Below are 22,809 nucleotides of genomic sequence, written 5' to 3'. Positions count from 1 at the left end.
GAAGCCGCATGAATCTCTTCCGGTCGGAAGAGCACGTGAGGAACTGGTCCCATTATGATTCCGCCTCGGCTGAGTCCGTCATGCCTTTATCCGATTGGGCGTCGGTTTTCGGCGGGAACCTCTGCAGGAATCGTCTGCAGCCGGACTATGTGTCAAGAGTTAATGAGTACGCATCCGAGTTGTTGCTGTCGTTGAAAAAGCTCGGCAAGGAGGGACGCTTCTGGACTCCGGAATAGCGGAGACCCGGCAAGTGACAGCAGGGGAGGGGGGGCGCCGCGACTTCTGCGCCCCCCCCGGTTCGCCTATGCCCGGGCCCCAGGACCGAGGCCGGTCGGCGGTGCCTATCTGGGCTCTGCCAGCTCCTCACCGTTCTCTCTTATGGAAAAAGGCTATCAGACAGACGCAGACCCAGGCGAACAAGGTTAGCAATACGACCCCTTTCATCCCTTAAAAGCTCTGCGCGGCTAGATGGGCCTTTATTACGGCTGCTTGTTTGAATTCTTCTGCCAAGTCCGGCATGGCGTCGACCCCCTCCAAGACGACCGATTCAAAGTCTTCGATCCCCATGAAGCCCATAATTGATTTGAGATAAGGGACGGAGTGGTCCTCTTCCTTGCCGTAATGGAAGCCGCCATTCGAGTGAATATGGAGACACTTTCTGCCCTGGTTTTTCAAAAGACCGACAGCGCCGGCAGGGGTGTATGTGAAAGTTTTGCCGACCACGCATACCGCATCTATATACATCTTGAATTCCGCCGGAAAGCCGAGATTGTACATCGGTGTCACGAACACGTACTTGTCCGCTGCGATGAATTGGTCTGCGTGCTTCCAGATGCGGCTGACTTTGCGCTGCTCGTCGTCGGAGAGGGTCGCAAGGCTCGCGCCACTCCGCAGTTTCCCCCAGCCGGAGAGAACATCGGCATCGATCCGCTGGATGTGGTCGCGGTAAAGGTCGAGAAAATGCACCTCGTCGTCAGGATTTTGTTTGAGGTATTCATGCAGGAATTCGTTCCCGACCGAGAGGCTCCGGGAAATCTCCAGAGGTTTAAGGTTGCAGGTAACGTAGAGTAGTCTTGCCATAATGTTCTCCTTCTTAGTGATTTTCTACAGTCTATTGGAGGCATTCCCCAATATTCTTTGGTTGTTTATCCTTCCTCACCCGCCTTGGGCTGTCTTTAAACGCTCCCCTTGCCTTCACAGATCTCAATCGTTGGCTGTACGGACATGCCAACTCGTAACTGCCCGCTGGCGACTTGTCCGGGGGTAATACTTATGCGAACCGGCAAGCGCTGAATAATTTTGGTGAAATTGCCAGTTGCGTTCTGCGGAGCTACAGGGGCAAATGAAGCACCGCTTGCCGGCGATAAACTTGCGACGCTGCCCGACAGCACCACGCCAGGCAGGGTATCAACACGGATTGTAACGGATTGTCCCGGGCGAATGCGGGCAAGTTGTGTTTCGCGGAAGTTGGCTTCGATATACACCTTATCCAGCGGCACCACTGCCAGCAAAGGCATACCGGTGGTGACGAATGCGCCCTGGCGCACGGAACGGCGTGCTATGGTCCCGTCTATGGGAGCGACGATCTTGGTATAGGAAAGGTTGAGCTCGGCGGCAGCCTGTACGGCCTTCGCACGCTCCAGTGAGCTTTCCGCTTTTTTCAGATCGGCTTCAAGTATCGAGGTTTGCTGTCGGGCTGCTTCTACCCCTGCCTTGTCGCGGTCGAGCGCTGCCAGGTGCACCTGTAATTGGGTATCCGCATTCTGAGCTTCCTGGCGAGTTCCTGAACCATCAGTTGACAAATTCCGATAACGCTCGGCATTGGCCTTAGCGAGGGCGATCGAAGCTTCATCCGACCTTACGGCAGCCTGAGCCTGCTGAATGGTTGACGCATTTCGCTTGATGGTTGCCTTCAGGCTTTCAATGGCGGCCTGCGCTGCTCCTGCCTCCGCTTGTGCGCTCTGTACGGCAACCTTAAGATCGTGGTCGTCGATTACAGCCAGCAGCTGACCAGCCTTTACGGTTTCATTATCATCCACAAGAACACGAGCTATCTGCCCGTTTACCCGCGGGGCTACCAAGGTAAAATCCGCCCGCACATATGCATCATCGGTTGATTGCATACCCGCATCGGATTGGTGACGATTGAGAAGGTAAATACCCGCTCCGACTACGGACACTAAAACGAGGCCGGAGATGATCATTGCTGTTTTTGGAAATGCCATTGTCTTATCCTTTCTTTGTGATAGGTGCTGAGGTTTGCCTGGCCGGAGCCGCTATGTAATCCATTCTTAATACGAAAGGTATGAGCAGCACCGCCAGCGCGGCGAGCATCCGATAGCTGTCAGCATTGGCCAAAACAAAAGCCTGCTGACGAGCACTGTCGGTTAATGCGGCAAGGTTGTCTTGGGATAGCGGAATACTCGCGGAAATCAGGCCGATGCGGTCCACCAGCATCTCCGAATGAAAATGCTGACGCAGACGGAAGAAATGACCGATCACAGCACCACCGAAAATTACTCCGAAGGCGCGCAGGGTATTGATGGTGCCGGCCACATATGGACCTTCCATCGGTTGCACAACGCTGGTCGTCAGGAACAACAGGCAAACCACGGCCATGGCCTGCCCGACGGCCTGTAAAACTTGGGCCAGCACCAGTTGTTCAATAATCCAGCTGGAGGTGATATGTGTGCAGATAAGGCAAGCAGCAGCGATTAAAGCTATTCCAGATGCCATCACAATGCGGGCATCTACCCATTTTCGGTACAGCAATAAGGCTACCCCCAGCGATAGAATCGGTTGAGGCACTGCAATGAGCAGCCCGATTGGGCTGTTTTGCAGACTGCGGTAGCCCCATAGGGCTTCAAGATGCATCGCCGGCAGTTTTGAACTGGACAACATGACCATCAGCAGGAAAACGAAAATTGAGAAGCCCATTCCTAGATTTCGTCTTTGTACAAGCAACTGCGGCTTTATGAATGGGATCGGGTAATACCACTGACAGATAAGGAAAACCACTGTCATTGATATACCACCGCCAATCAGCCAGCAGATCAAGTACGAGCGCCACCAATCCATTCGCTCGCCCTGGTCTAGCCCGATAGCGATCATTCCTAACCCAATCACGCCACAGACCATGCCGAACCAATCGGTCTGTTTAAAGCGTTCCGGTCTGGTCGGATCCTGAGGAATTCCCCAATACACCATCACGATCGCCAGCAGTCCCAGAGGCAGGTTTTGCCAATAAATCAGCCGCCAATCAAACAAGATATCGACCCAGGTGCCGGCCAGCCAGAATCCGAGATTGGGCGAGAAAGTAGCCGTCAGGGCATATAGCGACATGCCATACAGGCGAACCGGCAAAGGGAAAAAACGTAGTGCTGCCACCATCAGAATTGGTATCAGCATGCCGCCCGCCAACCCTTGAAGACTGCGCAACATCAACAAGGCTGACCAGTCGTGTATCCAGGGAATAACAAAAGAAAGCAGAACGAATAAGCCGGTTACCAGCATGTGGAAGCGCCGCAGGGACATGATCGTTGACAACCAGATAGAGAAAGGCATGGCGATCAATTCCGCAGCTATGTAAACGGTATTAAGCCAACTCGCCTCGTCTACCCCTAGGCCGAGTACACCGCGAATATCGACCAAGGCCAGTGCACCGACGCGGTTGCTGAGACCCGCCATCATGGCGGAAATCACGATACCTATAAAACCGGTGAGCAGACGGCCATTGAACGGAGCCGCTGGCATGCTGCCGGCAGGTGGGGGAGCGGGCGTAGCCTGATTCGCGCTCATCGCTGCCCTCCCTTTTCATCCGTCTGGGCTGCCCATCCCCCCCCCAGCGCTTTGTACAGGTTGACCATGGCTAACGAAACTCGGCTGGTGTTGTCCGCAAGTTCCATCTGGCTGGCCAATAACGAGCGTTGTGCGGTCAGGACCATCAGGTACTCGGCGGCACCCTGCTCATAGCGACGCAGCGCAACTTGGTAAGCCTGGCGGTATTGGCCGAAGGCCAGGGCCAGTTGTTCGCCGCGCCGCTGTACCTCGGAATAAGAGCTCAACGCATCGTCGACCTCGTGCCAGGCATGCAGCACCGTTTTCTGATAGGCGATCACCGCCTCCTGTTGACGGGCCTCGCTAAGGGCAAGCGTGCCTCTCAGCCTCCCCCCTTCGAAGATGGGCAGGTAGAGAGTCGGTCCCACCGCGAAGGTGCGCGATGCCCAGTTGCCGAAGGTATCCAGGTTGAGGGACTGGAAACCAAGGCTGCCGTTCAGGCTGATGCGCGGATAAAAGTCAGCTTTGGCTGCACCGATGGCAGCTGTTGCAGCATGAAGACGTGCTTCGGCTTGGAGGATGTCGGGGCGACGGCGAGCAAGTTCAGAGGATAAACCGATTGGCACCTCGCTTGGCACGGGCGGGATTTGGTGCGTCGGTGTCAACATGGCATCCAGGGTACGAGGAGGTTCGCCAAGCAGCAAGGCGAGGGCATTCATCAGCGCGTCACGTTGCTCCTCCAGGCGAGGGATCAGCGCCTTGGTCGACGCCAACTGTGCTGATGATGCTGCCGACTCGAAGCGGGTGGCTATGCCGTTTTTTACACGACTGTCCGCCAGCTTCAGGGCATTCTCGGCAATGGCCAGGTTTTGGCGGGTAATGTCCAATTGCGTCTGGACGTGGCGCAACTGGATGTAGGTGCGGGCTACCTCGGCGGCAAGCGACACGCGCACCCCTTCTCGTTGGAACGCGCTTGCCTGCAGCGATGCCGCGGCAGACTCGCTGGTCCTCCGGGCGTGCCCCCACATGTCGATTTCCCAACTCGCGTTGAATCCCGCCTGCATAATGTCGTAGGGGGTGTCGGGAGCGCCAAGTAGCGCCATTTGGCCGTTAGCGCTGTCTGCGGCCCGCGCATAGGAGCCGCCTATGCTGAGATGCGGAAGCCCTGCAGAATTAGCTATGCCGGTCTGCGCACGGCTTTGCGCCAGACGCGCAGCCGCCAACTGCAGATCGAAGTTCCCTCTCTGAGCGCGCTCCTGAAGTTCGCTCAGAATCTCGTCGTTGAACAGCGTCCACCATGCCGTCTCCATCTTCCCCGTCACTACCTGGCTCTGCCTGCCGGTTTCGCCGGTGGTCTCCATGAGGTGCGCGGGAGGCGTGCTCACCGGCCTCTTGAAATCAGGGCCGACGGCACATGCGCCCAGGAAGGCAAGGCTCAGGAACACGGGCAAGTGGCGGATGTATTTTCGTGCATCCGGCCGGTTTGCGAACTCTCCAGTCATGTCAAAGTCGTTTTCATTTCCAAACCGCATGATCTACCCCAGACAAGTGTTAAACGAAGCTTGTAAAGCCGTCGGATCGCTTACCGATTCCCTGTTGTGCCGAATTCGATAGGCGACTTGATATAAAAGACATCGATTCCTTCCTGTTTCAAATGTTCTAAAAATATGCTGGCCGCCTCCTCGCTGACCGCCATGGAGACCTCTATCGGTTGATCGGAGACATCAAAATATCCTACGAAGTGTAGCTTTCGCTCTCGACCAAAACCTTCTGCTGCAGTGAACATCGTTGCGCCTTTGATGCCCATGCAAAGCGCCTCCTCGATGAGCCATTCCCCCAGACACCGATTCTTATGTGTTCGATCCTGCTGGGTAAAAAATGTCAACTGGTACCCATACATTGTCTTTCCCTCCCATATTGCTTTATGAATGGTAGCGAGATCCGGTATTGGGGGCGTAATTGGTAATACCCCTGTCTCGTGAAACTAGAAAACGACCGACATTAAGACTTACGGCGATCAATTTACGATTGCCATAGCGACATCCATGCCAAATAAATTGTATAGTGATAACAGATTGTTGCAGGCGTACGGTTTGGCTATTCACCAAATAAAACAAAACAGCATCGCTTTGTTTTGTCAAATTCAACAATTTACTGAATAAGGCAATGCCATTGCGCTGCACAAGTTGCCAAAGAGAGCGAAAACAGGCCCATCAAATCTAGCCGATGCAATATGTCTGCATTGCGCACAGGTTTTATAAATGGCAAATTCATGGCCCAGGAGGCGTAGGAGGGATCAATTCAAGTGCACTGAGGGGAAAAAGAACAAATTCGATGTGAAATATGGTGTGGTGAAAGAGAACAAGTCGGAGATCGCCTCAGCCGGCTCCGACTGATACCTCTGATGGCATTTTGCCCCACAGGATGGCTCCTGAGGGGCAAAATGCCATGCTAGATTGTACAGAGGCCGTTTAGGCAGACGGTTTGCCGAGGTGTACCAACACTTCTTCGAACAATATCTGGATCAGTTTGGAGCCGCCTTCGTTTGTCCACGAGCCCGCCAGCTCGGCGATGAGCTGATTGGTCGACGTGAGAGTCACCCCCGCACGCTCCATGCGCCTCAAGGCGGTTTCATCTGCGATCTGGGTCGGAGAACCGCCGGCATCGACTACTACCTGCACGCTGAAGCCTTCCTCTACTGCGCTTATCGCCGGGTAAACGATGCAAACATCGTTAGTGAGACCCGCGATGATGAGATTCCGCCGTCCGGTTGCCATGACAGCCGCCTTGTAGTTGGGATCATCCCAAGCGTTCACTACCCCGAACCGCTTCACCCGGCGAGCGTACTCTTCCGGTGCGATCTCTTCCAAATCCTTGAGTAGGGGCCCCTGTGTGTATTCTTCCATGCTGCTTGTGAGAATCAGAGGCATATCCAGCGCCTTCGCTGCGCGAGCCAGCGCACGTGTGTTATTTTTGATCAATTCTTGAGGGATGTTGCAGCACCAACTTAGGGTTCCGACTTGATGATCGATGAGAAGCATGGCTGCGTTTGTCGCTGTGAATTTTTCGGTTTTCATGACTGTCTCCTTCTGTATCGGATTTAGGGAGCTGATTTGACAAGGCCTTTTTCTGGATGGGGACTAACGTTTTCTAGTTTACGGTCAAACTGCCTTGCAGATGCCGGTTGCAGTATCGCAAGCCGCTGAACTAATTTTGGGGGATACAAAATATCCATTTCCCGCTTCACGGCACACGATTGTCTGTTTGAGCACAAGCGAAGCCAGCGTGGATGCCAATTCTCCACCAGTCAGGTCGAAGGTCGTTGCGATTTCGACGGGTGCGACTGAGCCGTATCTTCGTATAAAGGCAAAGATTGCCTCTTCGCTGGCGGGAGTCGGCCGCTCAATAATTGTTTCTTCTGTCATCAGTCCAATCACAGCCTTGAAATCTTCATACCTCCTGTATCCACGTAGAAGAGTCTCCTTTCCAGCAAATCGCACGAGAAAAGTGGGAAAACCTCGGGCATTATATCGTTCCGTTGTCGCGAGATCCTGCTCGAAAGCCTCCTGGGCGGCTCCGCTGGAAAAATCCTCCACAAAGCGGGCGACATCCAGACCTACTTCGGAGGCCAATTCTACCAATACCTCGGTCGTATTTGTCAACTTCGCCTCGGCAGCAGATGCTTCACGAATGCGCCTAAGAAATCTGTTGGCCATGGTTTGATCTTGTATTTGTGCTGCTTTGTAAGCGATATTCAACGGGTACGAAGACACCCGCTCCCGAGAAAACAACCCGAATCCATCGATTTTTACAGGCATTCCGTGACGCTGGGAAGCTTCAAGCCAATGCTTTGCGATTTGCCTATTGGAGCGGACCGGGTCTCCTCCGATGTCGTTGTAGCTGTCGTAAAACGCCGTGATGTCCTTAACCAAACCTGCCATGATAAAACTGACTTTTACCTGTTCGCCATATCTAGTTTCCAGCTTATGCAGAACAGGCTCGCTGCCCCAGCACCAGGTGCAAACCGGATCGGTGAATTCGACGATTTCGATCACGTTGCTCATTGTATACCTCCATTTTTTGGTGAAAATCAGGCAAATGCCTTCGGCGAATCATTTGCGATTTGAAATCAAAGCGATATGCGTGCCAAGCAAAAAATATTGCAAAAACAGGATAATAAGGTGGATGGGTAGGAATTAAAAACCAAATATGACAACTGGCTATTGCCAGACTTTGCGTAATCCGGTAATTTGCTGAATATGACAATTTCAAAACACGTCACTGACAGCATAGCGTTACAGTGGATGAGCAATTCTGTTTAGCGGAGCGTTTAATTATTATGGCTGTCGAAAAAGACGAATTCTTCAGAGAAGTGACGCTCAGGATCTGCAGCAGCCTGCAGATCAACATCGCCTTCGAGAGGGCTTTCGAGTACTTGCGGGATCACTTCCCAATCGATCACATGTTCCTCGATATACCGGACAAGAGCCTGGGGGCCACCCGTCGTATCGCGTTCGCCTCGGTAGGCCACAGGCCGCCGGTGGAGATCGTCCCGCTTCCAGAAGGGGTCTGGGAGTGGCTCGGCGGACTGCGCGCTCCCTTTATACTGAACGCTTCGGATGCGGACGAGAGGATCCGTACCTTCGCCCCCTTAATCAAGCTTGAGGGGTGCTCGGACCTATCCATGCCTCTGCGTATCGAAGACGAACTTATCGGCTTCCTGATCCTGCGGGCAAAAGGCGAAAAGAGGTACACATCAGACCACATGGCACTGCTTTCGGTGGTTGTCGAGCCCTTTGCCATGGCCCTTGCCAACGCATTAGCCCACGAAGCCGTGGTCAGATACCGGGACATACTCTTGGACGACAACCGCTTCCTGCGCAGCGAACTGGCGCCAAAGTTGGGGGACGAGATCATCGGCGGGAACACGGGGCTGAGAAACGTCATGGAAATGGTCCAACAGGTGGCTCCGCTTTCCAATACGGTGCTCTTGATGGGAGAAACCGGGACCGGGAAAGAAGTGATCGCCAATGCCATCCACTTTGCTTCGCCGCGCAAGGACGGCCCCTTCATCAAGGTGAACTGCGGCGCCATCCCAGAGGGCCTTATAGATAGCGAGCTTTTCGGCCACGAAAAGGGGGCCTTTACCGGAGCAGTCACCGAAAAGCGTGGCCGCTTCGAGCGGGCAACTGGGGGGACCATCTTTCTCGATGAAATCGGGGAGCTGCCGCCTCAGGCGCAGGTGAGGCTCTTGCGGGTGCTTCAGCAAAGGGAAATAGAACGGGTGGGAGGGGATAGGCCTATCCCAGTGGATATCAGGGTGATAGCGGCGACCCACCGAAACCTCGAGAGCATGGTCACCGAAAACCGGTTCAGGGAGGATCTGTGGTTCAGATTGAACGTGTTTCCGATAATCGTGCCGCCGCTAAGACAAAGAAGAGAAGATGTTCCTGCTCTCGCCCGACATTTTGTGATGGTTAAATGCCGTGAGCTTGGCATAGCCATCCCACCCGCCATTGTGCCAGGTGCGTTGGAGAGACTGATGAACTACGGGTGGCCGGGGAACGTCAGGGAGCTGGAAAACTTGGTGGAGAGGGAGTTGATCCGGCATCGAGGAGGGCAGTTAAGATTCGATTCTCTGCTGTCGGATGACAAGGGTGGCGAATTTAAACATGTAATTGAAGGTAAAGCTGCTGGCCATATAAGTCTTGATGAAGCCATGACCGCGCATATCAGCAACGTCCTAAAATTGACGAATGGGAAGATACATGGGCCGGGAGGTGCGGCAGAACTACTCGGTATCAACCCAAATACCTTGAGAGGGCGGATGGGCAAACTCGGTTTGAAGTCTGGCAGGAGGACTGGATAGCTTTTGGCTGCTAGAAGTTGATGCTGGTTTTTTGGGGGGCGGGGGCGGCAAGGAGAGGGGGGGGCGACGACCGGTGGAGAAGACGTCTTCTGGGCGCCGCGCTATAGCGGAATCCCCAATCTGCGCATCTTCTCCACGAGGGTGGTCCTGTTTATGTTGAGCATGACGGCGGCGCGGGCTTTCACTCCGCCTGCTAGCTGCAACGCCTCGCCTATCATCCGCTTTTCTATCTCGTTGATGGCGGCTACCATGTCTATGCCGGCGGGGGTGACGCTGGTGGGGGTCCCTTCTACGTAGCTCTTCACTATGTTCGCCGGCAGGTCCCGCAAGGTGATCAGGTCTCCCTCGGTCAGCGCCACAATCCGCTCGATGATGTTCTCAAGCTCGCGCACGTTCCCGTTCCAGGGATACGCCTCCAGCGCTTCCAACGCCTCCTTGTCTATGTGCATGATGGGACGCTGCATGGAACGGCAGTTCTTATCCAGGAAGTGCTTGGTGAGGGGAAGCAGGTCTTCGATTCGCTCCCGTAAGGGGGGAATCAGGATGGGGATGACGTTGAGCCGGTAAAATAGATCCTCGCGGAAATTGCCGCGCGCGACTTCTTCCTCAAGGTTCACGTTGGTGGCGGAGACTACGCGCACGTCGAGCTTGATCTGCTTGTTGGAGCCGACCCGCTCCAGTTCCTGCTCCTGCAGCACGCGCAAGAGCTTGGTCTGCAGATGCATGGGGAGGGTGCCGATCTCGTCGAGAAAGATGGTGCCGTAGTTGGCTGCCTCGAATTTGCCCACCTTTTCCTTCACCGCGCCGGTGAAGGCCCCCTTGACGTGCCCGAAGAGTTCGCTCTCCAGAAGGTTCTCGGGTATGGCGGAGCAGTTGACGGCTATGAACGGCTTGTCCTTGCGGTTGCCGTTGAAGTGGATCGCCTTGGCGACGAGCTCCTTGCCGGTTCCCGATTCGCCCAGGATGAGGACGGTGGAGTCGGTCTTGATGATCCGCTTCATCCTCGAGAAGAGCTGCTGCATCGCCTGGGAGTTGCCGATGATGTTGGCGAACTCGTACTTATCCCTGAGCTGCTTTTTCAGGTAGACGTTTTCACTGACGAGCTGCCCCTTCTCAAGGGCCTTGTCGATGATGATGCGGAGTTCTTCTATGTTGAGGGGCTTGGTGATGTAATCGTAGGCCCCTTTCTTCATCGCCTGCACCGCGGTCTCGGCGGAGCCGTACCCGGTGACCAGGATGACCTCGGTGCGGGGGGAACTCTCCTTTACCCGGGTCAGGATATCGATCCCGTTCAGGTCGGGGAGAAAAAGGTCGGTGATGACGATGTCGAACGGCTCGCCCGACAGGACGCCCAAACCGTCCTGACCGCTGCTGCATCCCTTGACCGTGAAGCCGATCGACTTCAAAAGGATGAGCAGCGCCTCGCGGCTGCTGTCGTCATCTTCAATAACCAGTATCTTGATGTTCTGTTTCATGCGCCAGTTCCCATTGTTAGAGGTTTCTTCAATAACATGGATGAAGAGTTTTGGCAAGCCAGCAATTGACTGAGACTGTTGCTTAGTTATACTTTGGCGGGCCTTTGCGGACCACAACTATTTCTCGGAGGGGATCATGAACGTGTTCGACCTGTTCCCGGTATTGTTCGTTCTTGTCCTGATAGTAGCTTTCCTCGCCAATGCCATTCGCATACTCCCCGAATATGAGAGGGGGGTCCTCTTCAGACTGGGTAGGGTGAAGAAGGTCCGCGGCCCCGGCATCGTGCTCATCATCCCGGGTATCGACCGGCTGGTGCGCGTGTCGCTCAGGATAGTTGCGATGGACGTCCCGTCGCAGGACGTCATTACCCATGACAACGTGACGGTGAAGGTGTCGGCGGTGATCTACTTTCGGGTGGTGGATGCTGTGCGCGCGGTGGTGGAGATGGAGAACTACCTCTACGCTACGAGCCAGCTCTCGCAGACTACCTTGCGCAGCGTGCTGGGGCAGGTGGACCTGGACGAGCTTCTGGCAAACCGGGAAAAGATCAATCGCGAGTTGCAGGAGATCCTCGACCGGCAGACTGAGCCTTGGGGGGTAAAGGTCTCGACTGTCGAGGTGAAGAACATCGATTTGCCGCAGGAGATGCAGCGCGCCATCGCGAAGCAGGCGGAGGCGGAAAGGGAGCGCCGCGCCAAGGTGATCCACGCCGAGGGCGAGCTGCAGGCCTCGGAAAAGCTGGCCCAGGCGGCGCAGGTGATGGTGGCGCAGCCGATGTCGCTGCAACTGCGTTATCTACAGACGCTCACAGAGATAGCGGCCGAGAAGAACTCGACCACCATCTTCCCGGTCCCCATCGATCTGATCAAGATCTTCATGGATCGCATGGACGCGGGGAGGAAGAGCGATTGACGGCTGTGACCCGAACTCTCTCGATGTCGTATACATATTTGAATCGGTGCTCTGAAGAGATATCATTGTTGTCAGTACTGACACTGTTTGAAATGCAATAAAAGGGGGATTGACCATGCTTAGCAAGAAACTGTGCAACGCCTTGAACAAACAACTCAACAACGAACTCTACTCTGCCTATCTCTACCTCTCCATGTCCTCGTATGCTGCCTCCATAGGGCTGAAGGGAAGCGCAAACTGGTTCATGGTGCAGTACCAGGAGGAGATGGTCCACGCCATGAAGTTCTACAACTACATAAATAGCCGCGGGGAGCATACCGAGCTTGCGGCCATAGCGGCGCCACCCACCAAGTTCAAGAACCTCCTGGATATGTTCGAGCAGACCCTGACGCACGAGCAGTTCATCACCTCGTCGATAAACGAGCTGACCGACCTGGCGCAAACCGAGAAGGATCACGCAACCGTGATCTTCCTGCAGTGGTTCGTCACCGAGCAGATCGAAGAGGAGGAAAACGACAGGGATATTATCGGCAAGCTGAAGCTGATAGGGGACAACGGGCAGGGCCTGCTGATGCTGGACACGGAGCTGGCGGCAAGGGTATTCGTACCGCCTCCCACAACGGCTGCTCCCTGAAAGGAAGAGGGGAGGAGACCACAAAAAAGAAAGGGGGACAGGCTACTTTTTGAGATCAAAAAGTTGCCTGTCCCCTTTTGCTTTCTGTTTGGTTACAGCTCGACCTTTTCTATCTTCGCCTTTTTCTTCAACTCATCGATGAAATTGGAGAGCTCCTGCTGCTCCTTCTGTTTTTTCAGGAATTCGACAATTGTCTCTTTCACGTTTTCCAGCTTCTCCGCTGCCGCTTCCTGCTTCCCGGTTACCTTGATGATATGGTAGCCGAACTTGGTCTCGACCACGCCGCTCATCTCGCCCGGCTTAAGCTTGAACGCTGCCTCTTCGAATTCGGGGACCATTTGCCCGCGACCGAATTCGCCCAGGTCGCCTCCCTCGCTCGCGCTCGGGCAGGTCGACTCACCCTTGGCAACCGCTGCGAAATCCTCGCCAGCCTGCAGCCGCTTCAGGAGTGCCTCGGCCTTCTCCTTCGCCTTTTTCTTGTCCTCCGGCGTTGACTTCTCATCGGTCCCGACCAGGATGTGGCTCGCTTTCACCGACTCCGGCTTCTTGAAATACTGGTTCAGGTTGTCGTCGTAGAACTTTTTTACCTCTTCGTCGCTGACACTAGCCTTGTTCTGGAAATGTTCGGCGATGTAGGTACTGAGGACGATCTCCTTGCGGGTGAACTCCTCCAGATCCGGTAGGGTCATTTCCAGCGCGCTCAGCGCCTCGACCAGTTCCGCTTCGGTCTTGAACTTCTGCCGGTTCTGCGACACCTTCTGTTCAATCATCTTGTCCAAATCGGGGATCTTGCTCTTCGAGGCTTCCTGGTAGAGCAGTTCGGCGGAGGTCAACTGCTCCAGCGCGGCGCTCTCCGCCTGCTTTTGCAGCTCCGGTGGAATCGGCTGGTCTACCTTGTTTTGCGCGAGCATCACCTTGACCGCGCGCTCGACGTCCAGCTTGGTGATGGGCGTGCCGTTAACCCGGACCACGGCTGGGCTTTTCTGAGCCGCCGCCGGCTCGTTGGCCGCCTTTTTCGCGGCTGGCTGGCCGGCTGGTTTTTCTTGAGGGGTGGCGGCGGATTCTTCCGCGAAGGAACCGGCCGGGAGCAGCATGGCCGTCAGCAGCGAGGCGATCACTAAAAGGTGCTTTTTCTTCAACGAAAACATGCATATCTCCTTCAGATTTTTTTGATGCCGGCGATAGTATCATTTAACCACGGTGAATGCTAAGCAGAAAATAACGGCAGACGTAAACGTTGGGGGTTTTATTGCGTCGCCGAATGTGGTAAGAATAATTGCAAAATTTCCGGGTGGTTAACTTCCAGAACCAAAGGAGCGATACGTCATGTCCAAAAAAAGCGAACAGGCCGCACTGCTGGCCTTCCTGGCTGGGGCCGCTGTGGCTGCAGGCGCCGCACTCCTCTTTACTCCCAAGACCGGCCGCGAGGTTCGCGAGAAGCTGGGTGAGGCGAAGGAAGAGGCACTCAACAAGCTGAAGGGGTGCGTGAAAAAAGGGAAAGGGGCCAACAACGACCTCAACTACGACGGCGGGGACTGCTGGATCTAACTGCAACTGCAATTGACAATTGACAATTGACAATTGACAATTGACAACGAAAGATCGACCTTCCCTTGTTGGAGATACATGGCCGGGGACCGGGATCTATAATCCGGCCCCCGGCTGCTGTCTCTTGTGCCTTACAGCCCCAGCTCGCGCTGTACCGATTCCAGGTAGCTCTTGATGGAGAGGGCACTTTCCATCCGCAGCACCTGTCCGGCTATCTGTTCCGCCTGCCCCAGGGAAATGGCGCGTATGGCCTCTTTCACGCGCGGTATGTTCGGCGCGGAAAGGCTGAAGCAGCGTATCCCAAGCCCCAGCAAAAGGACCGCGTTGATCGGTTCTCCCGCCATCTCGCCGCACAAAGACGCCGGCTTCCCCGCGCCCGCAGCCGCTTGCGCCACCTTCTTGATCGAGTGCAGGACCGCAGGATGGTACGGGTCGTACCACTTCTTCACCAGCGGATTGTTCCTGTCGCAGGCAAGGGTGTACTGGATCAGGTCGTTGGTCCCGATGCTCAGGTAATCGACCTCGCGGGCCAGCATCTCCGCTACCAGCACCGCCGCCGGCAGCTCTACCATGACCCCGAGCCCAATATCCTGGGCGAATTCCTTCCCATCTTTTCTCAGCTCTTCTTTCACTTGTTCCAGTATCCCCTTGATGCGGCGCACTTCGTCCACGCCGGAGATCATGGGGAACATGATGTTGCACCTGCCGCTGGCGGACGCCAAAAGCACCGCAGCCAACTGCTCGCGGAAGATGTCCTCGCGGTCGAGTGAGATGCGCATGGAGCGCCACCCCAGGAAGGGGTTGTCTTCCTTTGGGTGGGGGAAGTAGGAAAGCTCCTTGTCTCCGCCTATGTCGAGGGTCCTGATGGTGACCGGGAGCCCTGGGAACCCTTCCAGCACCTTGCGGTAGATGGCGGCCTGCTCCACGCGCCCGGGGAACGAGTTGCGGCTCATGAACGGGAACTCGGTCCGGTACAGCCCGACCCCCTCGGCTCCGTGCGCCTGCGCTACCCTCAAATCGCTCAGAAGTCCGATGTTGGCCAGAAGAGAGACGGTGCAGCCGTCGGTGGTCACGGCGGGTAGGTCCCGGATACCTTCCAGCTCGCGCTGCTTCTGGTCGAATTCCCCCTGCAGCCGCTGATATTCCTTCTTGATGCGTTGGTCCGGGTTTACGTAGACGCAGCCGGAGTTGCCGTCAACGACCACCTCGCAGCGAGCCCCGACCTTTTTCAACAGCCCCTCTACCCCGAAGACGGCAGGAATGCCGAGCGCCCGGGCCATGATCGCCGCGTGGGCGTTCTGGTTCCCCTTCTCGGTGGCGATGCCGGTCACCTTGCCGTGGTCCATGATGGCGAGGTCGGAGGGGAGCAGTTCCCGGGCGATGATGATCCGCGGGTCGCGCAGGCGTTCCCTGTGCTTGTGGTTGCTGCCGTTCAGCGCGTCGCAGATCCTGCGCCCGATGTCCTCCATGTCGGCGCTGCGCTCGCGCAGGTAGGGGTCCTGCATCCGGGCGAAGGCCGCCACGTAGCTGTCCACCACCTGGCTTACCGCGGTTTGGGCACCCAGCCCCTCGTCGATCAGCGCGCCGATCTTCCCGATGAAGCCGCGGTCCTCCAGTATCATCAGGTGGCTGTGGAAGATGGCGGCGTCGGCCTCGGATAGGATCTGGCCCACCCGCTTTTCCATATAGATGGTCTGGATGCGCGCCTTCTCCAGCGCGTGCAGGAAGCGGGTCTGTTCCTCGGCGCGCGGCCGCGCCTGTTCCAGGACCGCCTCTTCGCTCGCACCACGGTGCAGTACCGAAATTCTCCCCACTGCGAAACCGGGGGAAATCCCGATCCCGGTCAATACTCCCGATCCCTGGCTCTTGCGGCTCGCGCGGCCGGTATCCTTGAGTACCCCGGTTTTGCGGAGCCGGTCCACCTCGGCTGCGTAAAAAGCCCGCTCCTCTTCCTTCTTCCTGACGGAGTCGAGGAGTTTTGCGTTGGAAACGATGCTGGAGATCTGCCAGGCGATGGTGGAGACGGCGCTGATTTCCTGGGAGGTGAAGGTGCGCGCGTCGCGGTTTTGTATGACCAGGACGCCGATGGGGTTGTTGCGTTCGAAGAAGGGGACGCCTAAGAAGGAAAGGACCTTTTCCTCCTTGGTCTGCCTGAAGTACTTGTAGCGCGGGTGCCGCGGCGCGTTGTCCGTCGCCACTACGCCGCGCTGCTCGATGGCGAGGCCGGTGAGGCCTTCCGAGGTCTTCATGGTGATGCCGACGGAGAGCCTGGAGAGACCGCGGGTCGCGTGCAGCCTCAGGGTCTCGCCGTCCTCCTCCAGAAGGTAGATGGAACAGACGTCGGAGGACATTCTCTTAGCAACGAGGTTGACTATATTATCCAGGGTCTCCTGCAGATCGTGGGAGTGAAGGATCAGCATGCTGATGTCCTCCAGTGTCCTCAGTCCCAGTTGTTCCCCTGTCTCCTCCGGCATTCTCATCCCCTTTGTGGCGTTCTCGGGGCAGTATAAATGAGAAAAATGATATGTGAAGTATTTTAATGCTATTTTAACGGGCGTTTAAGATGGCAAAGCATAATCATCTCTGTTATAGTGTGCGCCAATGAAATCAGTTGCAGACGCGGAGGTGGCAATGGGAACGACTTTTGACGAGAAACTGGCAGACGGGATAGCCCTGATGGAGTCGGGAGAGTATGTCCAGGCCGTCGAAGCCTTCAAAGGGTGCATCTCGCTTGAGCCGGAGAACGCCGAGGGTTATTTCTACTTGGGCGAGGCGTACTCGGAGCAGGGGAAGGCCGACGATGCCATCGCTGCGCTCAAGAAGGGGCTGGAGCTTGCGCCTGAAGACCTCGACGGGATCACGGCCCTGGGCGACGTTTATTTCGAATCGGGCAAGCACAAGGATGCGCTCGGCTGTTACCGCAAGGTGACCGAGCTGCAGCCCAAGGAGTGCGACGGCTACGTCAGCATGGGCCTTGTGTACAACGCGATGGAACGGACCGAAGATGCGCTGAAGTCCTTCCAGAAGGCGCTTGAACTCGATCCCAAAAACGTCTTCGCCCTGAACGCCATGGGGGACCTTTATTACGGTCTCGGGGAGAATGAGAAGGCGATCGAGGCCTACCACAAGGGAATCGAGATCGATCCCGCTGACGCCACCGCCCGCTTCAACTTGGGGGAGCTCTACTACGACATGGACGACCTCGAGTCGGCCGAGCGCGAGACGCTGGAAGCGGTCCGCCTCGACCCCGATTTCACCATGAGCTATCTTACGCTGGGAAACATCTGCATCGACCAGGACCGCACCCAGGAGGCGATCAAGTACTTCGAGAGCTACCTGGCCAGGGAACACTCCCCGCAGGCCCGCGAGATGATCGCCGAGGTGAAGGCTGTGGTGGAAGGGTTGAAGGAAGAGATGCGCGGGCAATAGCCGCAGCAGGGACAATCTAAAGAATGGAAAAGGGGAGCCGGTTGGCTCCCCTTTCTTATTTAGGGTGATCGTTTCCCGCCCCCGGAGGGGGAGGGGCAGGGAGGGGGCGCCCCCTTTCCCCCCTCCCGACCTCCCCCCTCCAGGGGGAGGAGAGCGGCGATAGGCCGAGTGGGCACGGCGGTTATTTCCCAGCTGAACTGCTATTTTTTGAGCTTCGCGGCTATGGCGTCGATGACGTGATGGGCGTCGTTCACAGCGGTGTAGATCAGGTTCGGGTGCCGCTCCTCCTGGATGGCCCCCTTGTTGATCCGCATGTAGGAGGGGGAGATGGCGCCACCGATCACGTAGACCCCTTTGCGGGTCGACTCGAAGTCGGAGGTTAAGAGGAGCAGCCGGTCCCCTTCCTTGGCTACCTGGCAGACCCCCTCGGCGCAGGCTATGGTTTGCACGCCGATCCGGTCGTAGATGGAGGTGGGGCCCTGGCTGCCGATGCAGGCGATCACGTTCTTCATGGGAAAGCTCATGGCGTGGTAGCGCTCGATCCCGCCGGGGATCTTGTCCTCGCTTACCCGGATCACCAGTCGGTCCACACCTTCGTCGTCGACCTCGCCGATCCTCGGGGTGGCGCCGGGCAAAAGCCGGATGTTTCCCCCGAGGAGGATCTCCTCGCCCAGCCTTTGCGCTGTCTCCTTGTTCACGTCGAAGGTCTCCGCAACGTGCGCCCAGTACACCGGTTCGGTGTCGTTGGCGTTGCGCTTTTCCTTGAGGATGGAGATGATGACGTCGGCCGCGCTGTTGCCGCCGCCGATGACAAGCGTGCGCACCCCTATGTATTTCTTCGGGTCGTCCAGCCCCTTGGCGACCATCTTCGCGTCTCCGTACACGGAGAGCTCCTTCGGAATGGAACTGCCGAAGGCGAGCAGGACCCTTTTGGCCTGGAAAGTCCCCCGGGAGGTGAGTACCTTGAGGTACTCCCTGCCGTCTTCGATGTTCTCGAACTGGGTGTCGGTGAGTACGTTCAGCCCTTCGTGCTGCACGAAGTGCTGCACGTACTGGATGTATTTCTCCACCGTCACCGGTTTGTCGGGCGGGCGCAGTTCCTCTACCAGGAAGGGCTCGGGGTTCTCCTTGGGCTTGGAGGGGTAAACGTTCTTTCCTTCCGGGTAGGTATTGGCAATGCCCTGGAAGATAGCCTTGCCCGATTCAATCAGCAGGTGGGAGAGGCCAAGCTTATGGCAGATGTAGGCGGCGGCGACTCCGCCGGGGCCGCCTCCTACTATCAGTACGTCATATTTTTGATCCATGATCTACCTCTGGTGATGCGTATTTGTAGTGAGCGTAACGTGTTAACTATACACGCACAGTCTTCTGCTTCAAAGTAATAATGAGAACAGGGCCTTGGCAAACGGGACGCTTCGGGTACTATATTGGGCAGCTGAAATCTTACCATGGGAAGCAAAGGAGGACCGTTATGGAAGACAAGCAAAACAACCTGATGGTTGGGGCGCTCATGCTCTTGGCTGGAGGCATCATAGGCGCCGGCATCGCGCTCATGTACGCGCCGCAAAGCGGCGAGAAGACCCGCAAGGAGATGGGGCGCTACGCCAAGAAAGCACGCCGCAAGGGGGAAGACGCGCTGGAGGCGGTGGAGGATTTCACCGAGCAGGTGGCCGAGATGGCCGAGTCTGTCGGCGATCGGGCCTCGGAGATCCTCGACCGCGGCAAGGACATGGCCTACGGCGCCAAGAAAAGCGTGCTGAAAGCGCTTGAGGATGGCGAGGCGCGCCTGGTGAAACAGAGGTCGAGGCTGGCCAAGCTGATCGGCTAGCAGCTCACTCAGAGCTGAGGGTGATGTCGCCGTACCAGGCGGTGACCTCCTCCTTGGTGTCGTCCGTATCGGTCATGACAGCGATCCCCCCCATCAGGGGGGGATCCTCCCCGAATATCTTCTTGTAATCCTCGTAGACGTTGCGTTCCTCGAACACCCAGGTTCCCGCCTTCGCGTCCCCGCTTTCCACCGCTATCGATACCGCATTTGCCGTATGCGGGCTGGGGGTGTGGCTCCCTACGGGGAGCTTCCCGGACCAGACGTAGTTGATGGCCCGCATGCGCCAGAAGAAGGTGCGCGGGAAGATCACGTAGACCCTTGCCGCGAAGTCGTCGCCGCTTTTGCGGGTGGCGTCCTCGTGCCGCAACGTGTGGTCGATGCGCCAGCTCCAGGAGAGCTTCGGGTAGTTGCGCGTGTCGATGGAGACCTTCTTGATCTTCCCGCTGGCCCCTTTCACGCTGTGGGCCTTAAGCGCGCCGTCGGCGAAGCTGTAGTCGGTCTTCCCCTTGAAGGTCTTGTCGCTCCAGCCGGAGAGGTCGGACTTACTGAAACGGGCCAGGGGGATCTCGGCGGCAGCGCCCGAGACGGAGGATGATAGGGCCAGAAGAAACAGCAGGGTCAAGGTCTGCTTCAGCATCGTCTTTTTCCTTTGCCGGCACAAAAAAAGCCCCGCCCCCGGTGAGGAGGCGGGGCATCGGTTCGATCCCTAGATCCCTTTGCCGGTCAGCTTCACCAGCGCTTCCATGTACTTCTCGCCGGTCTTCCTGACGATCTCTTCGGGAAGCGGCGGCGCCGGCGCCGTCTTGCCCCAGTCGAGCGTCTCCAGGTAGTCACGCAGGAACTGCTTGTCGAAGGAGGGCTGCGGGCCGCCCGGCTTGTAGCTCTCCTTGGGCCAGAAACGGCTGGAGTCAGGTGTCATGCACTCGTCGATGATGATCAGCTCGCCGTCGTAGATGCCGTACTCGAACTTGGTGTCGGCGATGATGATCCCTTTCTGGTCGGCCAAGTCGCGGGCCTTCTCGTAGATGGCGAGGGTTACGTCGCGCACCTTGGTGGAGATCTCGGTGCCGCAGATCCGGCACATCTCCTCGAAAGAGATGTTCTCGTCGTGGGTTCCCAGCTCCGCCTTAGTGGAAGGGGTGAAGATCGGCTGGGGGAGGCGGTCGGATTCCTTGAGCCCTTCCGGAAGCTTGATGCCGCAGATGGCGCCGGTCTTTTGGTAGTCCTTCCAGCCGGAGCCGGAGATGTAGCCGCGCACGATGCACTCGGCCGCCAAAGGCTTAGCCTTTTTCACCCACATGGAGCGCCCGGCCAGGACGTCGGCGTACGGCTGGCACTCTTTCGGGAAGTCGGTGACATCGGTGGAGATGATGTGGTTCTTGATGATGTCTTCCATTTGACGGAACCAGTAGGCGGAGATCTGGGTCAGCACGTACCCCTTGTGCGGGATGCCCTCGTTCATGATCACGTCGAAAGCAGAGATCCTGTCGGTGGTGACGATGAGCAGCGTCTCTCCCAGGTCGTAGATGTCGCGCACCTTGCCGCGGGCGGCGAGCTTCAGACCGGGGAAATCAGTGTTGAGTACCGGTGTAGTCATTTGTCCATTCTCCTTTTATGGTTCGCGCTTCAAGCGTTAAAAGTGAAAGGTGAAGCGTGCACCTGCACCCTCCACCTCGCACTTGAATAGCTGTCGATTTGCCGCGTTGTTGCTTTAGTTAGTCCTTGATCGACGGGTTGATGTCGATTTTAGCCTTATCCCTGAGCCCTTTCAACCACTTGTCCAGCTCTTCCTGCTGCTTTTTGGGGAGCAGGGTCTGCTTGATGGTTGCGGAGGCCTTGGCGAAGTCTGTGGTGGGCGCTTCCACCCTGTTCTTCAGTTTCACCGCGTACCAGCGTTCGCCCACCTTGACCGGCTGCTTGGCGACCGGGTTGGCAGGGGTAAGCGCGAAAGCGGCTTCCATCAGCTCGGGGGAGGTTCCGACGGTGGGGATGGCGCCGGCCGGGGAGTAGCCGAAGTTGCCGGTCTCCTTGGTGGCCGCGCCCGCTTTGGAGAGCTGCTGCAGCGCTTCTTCAGCCTTCTTCTTGGCTACCTCGGCCCCTTTCACTTCCAAAAGCTTCCGCTCGACCTGCGCCCTTACCTGCGCCAGCGGCGGCACGACGGACGGCTTCTTGTCGAGAACCTTCAGCAGGTAGATCCCCTTGGCGGTCTCCACCGGTCCCCCCAGCTCGTTCTGCTTCAGCGCGAAGGCGCGGGCGACGAGCTCGGTCTCCCCTGCGATGGCAGCGGCAGGCGCCTGCGCGGTAAAGAGCGGGGTCTTCTCGACCTTGCCGCCAAGCGCTTGGGCGGCGGCATCGAGGTTGCCCTGGGCGCGGAACTTCTTGGCCGTCTCGGCCGCCTTCTCGTAGGCTTCCTTGGCGGCCTTGGCTTTCTGCGCGTCGGCGGTCGCCTGATCCTTGACCTCGGCGAACGGGAGGATGCCCCCTTTGCCCTGGTAGCGGTCGATGTTCTTCTGGTAATAGTTCTGAGCTTCTTCGGGGGTGACGCTCACCTTGGCGGCAAGGGCTGCCGGGCTCACCAGCGTGTAGGCGATCGATACCTGCTCCGGCGTCTTGAACTGCGCCTGGTGGTCCTGGAGGTAGACGTTCAGCTCGGCGTCGGTCAGCTTGATGCTTCCCTTCACGTCGGCGGGGGAGAAGGAGACGTACTGAAGGTTGACCTTGTCGTTTTGCTTCTTGAACTCCTGCATCAGGTCCGCGTCGGTGACAGTCGCCTTCTCCTTTACCTTGTTGCGCGCCTTTTGCACCAGGAGGTCCTGTTCCTGGGTTTCCTCGAACTCCTTCGGGGTGACCCGATTGGCCTTGAGGGTGTTCTGGTACAGGGTGAAGTCGAAAGCGCCGTTGTTCTGGAAGGAGGGGATCTTGGCGATCTCCGCGGCCACCTCGTCCTTATCCACCTTGATGCCCATCTTCTTGGCTTCTTTGAGGGTGAGGACGTTGTCAATCATGCTGCTTATGGTCGCCTTTTTGAGCCCCATCTGCTTTTCCATCTCCGGGGTCAGCGAGCGGCCGTAGATCTGCTCGTACAGGTTCCTGGTGCGGTAGTAGTTCTTCTGGAAATCATCCATCGAGATCTTGGTGCCGTCAACCATTGCGGCATATCCAGCAGGACCGTTAGCGGATTTGTCTCCGCCCCTGCCCCAGACGAGGAAGATGGTCCCTATGAAAGAGAGTACTATCACGACGAATACAATCTTTATGAGTATCGATTGCTTGTACTTCCTCATTATGCCTAGCATTCCAGTTCGGCTCCTTTGCGCTGATAGAGTGGTCTCTCAT

Annotated in this window: 20 protein-coding genes; 6 read left to right on the top strand and 14 right to left on the bottom strand. The window is 57.0% G+C overall.

All coding sequences use genetic code 11. The features are described from left to right. Window positions 1-447 precede the first annotated feature (447 nt). From GBEM_RS12635 to GBEM_RS12605, 7 genes are all read right to left on the bottom strand, one after another. On the bottom strand, window positions 448-1,080 hold the full coding sequence (locus GBEM_RS12635) for an FMN-dependent NADH-azoreductase (protein WP_012530960.1): 633 nt from the start codon (window positions 1,078-1,080) through the stop codon (window positions 448-450). Between the two features lie 95 nt (window positions 1,081-1,175). Further along, the gene (locus GBEM_RS12630) at window positions 1,176-2,225 is read right to left on the bottom strand and encodes an HlyD family secretion protein (RefSeq protein WP_012530959.1); all 1,050 of its coding nucleotides are present in this window, start codon (window positions 2,223-2,225) and stop codon (window positions 1,176-1,178) included. A 4-nt stretch (window positions 2,226-2,229) separates the two neighbouring features. Further along, on the bottom strand, window positions 2,230-3,798 hold the full coding sequence (locus tag GBEM_RS12625; RefSeq protein ID WP_012530958.1) for an MFS transporter: 1,569 nt from the start codon (window positions 3,796-3,798) through the stop codon (window positions 2,230-2,232). Next, complete coding sequence (locus GBEM_RS12620) at window positions 3,795-5,309, bottom strand: efflux transporter outer membrane subunit (protein WP_012530957.1); 1,515 nt, start codon at window positions 5,307-5,309, stop codon at window positions 3,795-3,797. The genes GBEM_RS12625 and GBEM_RS12620 overlap by 4 nt, the downstream gene beginning before the upstream one ends. A gap of 50 nt (window positions 5,310-5,359) precedes the next feature. Then, window positions 5,360-5,677 carry a DUF190 domain-containing protein gene (locus GBEM_RS12615; RefSeq protein ID WP_012530956.1) on the bottom strand — a complete coding sequence of 106 codons (318 nt, stop codon included), beginning with the start codon at window positions 5,675-5,677 and terminating at the stop codon, window positions 5,360-5,362. A gap of 571 nt (window positions 5,678-6,248) precedes the next feature. Next, entirely contained in the window at window positions 6,249-6,854 is a 606-nt protein-coding gene (locus GBEM_RS12610; RefSeq protein ID WP_012530955.1) for an isochorismatase family protein, read from the bottom strand. An 84-nt stretch (window positions 6,855-6,938) separates the two neighbouring features. After that, entirely contained in the window at window positions 6,939-7,841 is a 903-nt protein-coding gene (locus GBEM_RS12605; RefSeq protein ID WP_012530954.1) for a DsbA family oxidoreductase, read from the bottom strand. A gap of 275 nt (window positions 7,842-8,116) precedes the next feature. Between GBEM_RS12605 and GBEM_RS12600 the strand changes: the two genes are divergently transcribed. Next, entirely contained in the window at window positions 8,117-9,646 is a 1,530-nt protein-coding gene (locus GBEM_RS12600) for a sigma-54-dependent Fis family transcriptional regulator (RefSeq protein ID WP_012530953.1), read from the top strand. A 101-nt stretch (window positions 9,647-9,747) separates the two neighbouring features. Here the strand turns inward: GBEM_RS12600 and GBEM_RS12595 are convergent, their stop codons facing one another. Next, window positions 9,748-11,121, bottom strand: coding sequence for a sigma-54-dependent transcriptional regulator (locus tag GBEM_RS12595; protein ID WP_012530952.1), 1,374 nt, complete (start codon window positions 11,119-11,121; stop codon window positions 9,748-9,750). Between the two features lie 136 nt (window positions 11,122-11,257). Between GBEM_RS12595 and GBEM_RS12590 the strand changes: the two genes are divergently transcribed. Both GBEM_RS12590 and GBEM_RS12585 read left to right on the top strand, forming a co-directional pair. Next, complete coding sequence (locus GBEM_RS12590) at window positions 11,258-12,034, top strand: slipin family protein (protein ID WP_012530951.1); 777 nt, start codon at window positions 11,258-11,260, stop codon at window positions 12,032-12,034. Window positions 12,035-12,149: 115 nt separating this feature from the next. Further along, window positions 12,150-12,668, top strand: coding sequence for a ferritin (locus tag GBEM_RS12585; protein ID WP_012530950.1), 519 nt, complete (start codon window positions 12,150-12,152; stop codon window positions 12,666-12,668). A 92-nt stretch (window positions 12,669-12,760) separates the two neighbouring features. Here GBEM_RS12585 and GBEM_RS12580 read toward each other — a convergent pair whose 3' ends face one another. Beyond that, complete coding sequence (locus GBEM_RS12580) at window positions 12,761-13,816, bottom strand: peptidylprolyl isomerase (RefSeq protein ID WP_012530949.1); 1,056 nt, start codon at window positions 13,814-13,816, stop codon at window positions 12,761-12,763. 178 nt (window positions 13,817-13,994) lie between these two features. Here GBEM_RS12580 and GBEM_RS12575 point away from each other — a divergent pair, with 178 nt between their 5' ends. Beyond that, complete coding sequence (locus GBEM_RS12575) at window positions 13,995-14,216, top strand: YtxH domain-containing protein (protein ID WP_012530948.1); 222 nt, start codon at window positions 13,995-13,997, stop codon at window positions 14,214-14,216. A 131-nt stretch (window positions 14,217-14,347) separates the two neighbouring features. Here the strand turns inward: GBEM_RS12575 and ptsP are convergent, their stop codons facing one another. Further along, window positions 14,348-16,690, bottom strand: a complete 2,343-nt coding sequence (ptsP, locus tag GBEM_RS12570) for a phosphoenolpyruvate--protein phosphotransferase (RefSeq protein WP_012530947.1) — start codon at window positions 16,688-16,690, stop codon at window positions 14,348-14,350. Window positions 16,691-16,847: 157 nt separating this feature from the next. Here ptsP and GBEM_RS12565 point away from each other — a divergent pair, with 157 nt between their 5' ends. Further along, window positions 16,848-17,645, top strand: coding sequence for a tetratricopeptide repeat protein (locus tag GBEM_RS12565; protein WP_012530946.1), 798 nt, complete (start codon window positions 16,848-16,850; stop codon window positions 17,643-17,645). 200 nt (window positions 17,646-17,845) lie between these two features. Here the strand turns inward: GBEM_RS12565 and GBEM_RS12560 are convergent, their stop codons facing one another. Beyond that, window positions 17,846-18,949 carry an NAD(P)-binding domain-containing protein gene (locus tag GBEM_RS12560; RefSeq protein WP_012530945.1) on the bottom strand — a complete coding sequence of 368 codons (1,104 nt, stop codon included), beginning with the start codon at window positions 18,947-18,949 and terminating at the stop codon, window positions 17,846-17,848. Between the two features lie 167 nt (window positions 18,950-19,116). Here GBEM_RS12560 and GBEM_RS12555 point away from each other — a divergent pair, with 167 nt between their 5' ends. Further along, a complete protein-coding gene (locus tag GBEM_RS12555) occupies window positions 19,117-19,473 on the top strand; it encodes a YtxH domain-containing protein (protein ID WP_012530944.1) in 357 nt (118 codons plus the stop codon). Window positions 19,474-19,477: 4 nt separating this feature from the next. Here GBEM_RS12555 and GBEM_RS12550 read toward each other — a convergent pair whose 3' ends face one another. The 3 genes from GBEM_RS12550 to GBEM_RS12540 all read right to left on the bottom strand — a co-directional run bounded on the left by GBEM_RS12550 (window position 19,478) and on the right by GBEM_RS12540 (window position 22,769). Next, window positions 19,478-20,110, bottom strand: coding sequence for a DUF3047 domain-containing protein (locus GBEM_RS12550; RefSeq protein WP_012530943.1), 633 nt, complete (start codon window positions 20,108-20,110; stop codon window positions 19,478-19,480). Between the two features lie 69 nt (window positions 20,111-20,179). Next, a complete protein-coding gene (locus GBEM_RS12545) occupies window positions 20,180-21,070 on the bottom strand; it encodes a phosphoribosylaminoimidazolesuccinocarboxamide synthase (protein WP_012530942.1) in 891 nt (296 codons plus the stop codon). 118 nt (window positions 21,071-21,188) lie between these two features. Next, window positions 21,189-22,769: a peptidylprolyl isomerase gene (locus tag GBEM_RS12540; RefSeq protein WP_012530941.1), complete on the bottom strand. Its 1,581-nt coding sequence runs from the start codon at window positions 22,767-22,769 to the stop codon at window positions 21,189-21,191. Window positions 22,770-22,809: the final 40 nt, after the last annotated feature.

The sequence above is a fragment of the Citrifermentans bemidjiense Bem genome, assembly GCF_000020725.1.
GTDB classification, from domain to species: Bacteria; Desulfobacterota; Desulfuromonadia; order Geobacterales; family Geobacteraceae; genus Geomonas; species Geomonas bemidjiensis.
Note: the sequence above shows the minus strand (reverse complement) of the source record. Positions and strands in the feature narration are given on the sequence as shown.